Annotated in this window: 2 protein-coding genes; both read right to left on the bottom strand. The window is 64.4% G+C overall.

Annotated elements, in window-relative coordinates:
- Positions 1–513: 513 nt before the first annotated feature.
- Positions 514–843: a hypothetical protein gene (locus tag ACIPSA_RS51390; RefSeq protein WP_402649255.1), complete on the bottom strand. Its 330-nt coding sequence runs from the start codon at positions 841–843 to the stop codon at positions 514–516.
- Positions 844–1,237: 394 nt separating this feature from the next.
- Positions 1,238–1,597: ATP-binding protein (locus ACIPSA_RS51385; protein ID WP_402649253.1), on the bottom strand; the 360-nt coding region annotated here is incomplete at its 5' end.

Raw genomic sequence — 1,597 nt, 5'->3', positions numbered from 1 at the left:
CTGCTGCGGTTGCTCTTGCTTCCCACCTGGCACTACTTCCTCTGGAACCTCATGTCCCAGTCTCCAGGTGTCCACGATCAAGGGGAAGGTTCAGCCTGCGGCGACTGGATTCGTTGAGACGAACCGCGGTCGACTCGATTCGTTGAGACGGGACATCCGGGCCCGACGTGTGTACGGGTGCCTGTCGCTCCGGGCTCTGGGTGATAGCTGAGTTATCACCCAGAGCCCGGAGGCCGTTCGCGTCGGGGAGTGCGGCCCCGTCTTCCGTGACCGCTCCGTCCTGGTCAGTCGTGACCGATTCGTACGTCGCTTAGGGCGTGACCGATGGCATGCTGCTGGATCGGTCATGACCGATCCAGCAGCATGCCCGATGGTGATGCCGATCTCGAAAATTCCTCAGTGTCGCTCTTCGTCCCAGTTGGTTCACGAAGTGAACCAACTGGGGAATGTGGGGAGCGGAAAGCAGAAGGACTCACCGATCGCCTGTCGGTGAGTCCTTGAGTGCGGGATGCGTCAGTGGGACGAGACGAACCCTGTTGACTGGTCGAGGTGAAAGGGGGAGCCGGGGCTCTCGGGCCTCCAGCCCTGAGTGAGAGCGGTGCGGATGGTGTCAGCCACCTGGGATGGCAGAACTGGGCTGCTTGGGGTTCCGAACCAGTTGCTCGGATGCGGCTGATTGGTAGTGATCACCAGCGTGGTTCCTGGATTGTCCGCATGCTCGACCGCGTAGGTGAGAGGCGAGTGGACGAGTCCCTGGTCGTAGGTCGGCCGTCCGCGCAGGCGCCATCGGTAAGTGGTGTCGTCCACGTTGATGAGCCGCGATCCCTTTTTGACCAGTGCCATGTCCACATCCTTTCCCATGTGACAGTAGTGAACGGCGACTGATCGTGTCCTGTCGATTCCCGTCGGACGGTGTCAGCCTCTGCGCATCGGGATCACGTCCCGGCTTGCTGCTGGGATGGTCGGTCGCGCGGCCTCGGGAGTGGCCAGCAGGGCGACGATGGTGACGGGCTTGCCGCAGTGCGGGCAGTTGCGGACGGCTGTGGGCGCGAGCGGTGTCGGGTCTGGTGACGCTGGCGTCATCCGTTCGCCGTCAGCGGCGTCGGAGGCTTCGTCGCGTTCGCGGCGTCGGCGCCGAGCGGCCTCTGCTTTGCAGCGGGGGGTGCAGTAGGTGTGTCGGGCCGCCGCATTGCGGTTGACCTGGAATGACGTCCAGCAGATGGGACACTCCCGGAATTCAGCCAGCACGTCCGGTCACTCCTTTGCGGAGGTTGTCGGCATGCGACTGGTGTGAGCGGAGCCGGTAGGAGGGTCCGTCGATGCCGACCACGGCAGCGCGGTGAAGGAGCCGGTCGAGCATCGCGGCGGCAACAGTCGCGTCGCCGAAAGCGCCGGCCCAGTCGGCAATACCGACATTGGTCGTGAGGATCGTGCTCGACTTCAGATACCTCTGGTTGATCACCTGGAAGAGGGCTGAAGCGCCGTCGCCCGGCAGCGGGAGATGTTGGGTCGGGGACGGGACGCCGTGCACCCTCTCGGGTGTCGGTTTTCCCATCCCCGCCCGCCGAACCGGACGTGCCCGTTGGCCGAGCATCCG

It is taken from the genome of Streptomyces sp. NPDC086549 (genome assembly GCF_044746205.1).
In the GTDB taxonomy this organism is placed as follows: domain Bacteria; phylum Actinomycetota; class Actinomycetes; order Streptomycetales; family Streptomycetaceae; genus Streptomyces.
Note: the sequence above shows the minus strand (reverse complement) of the source record. Positions and strands in the feature narration are given on the sequence as shown.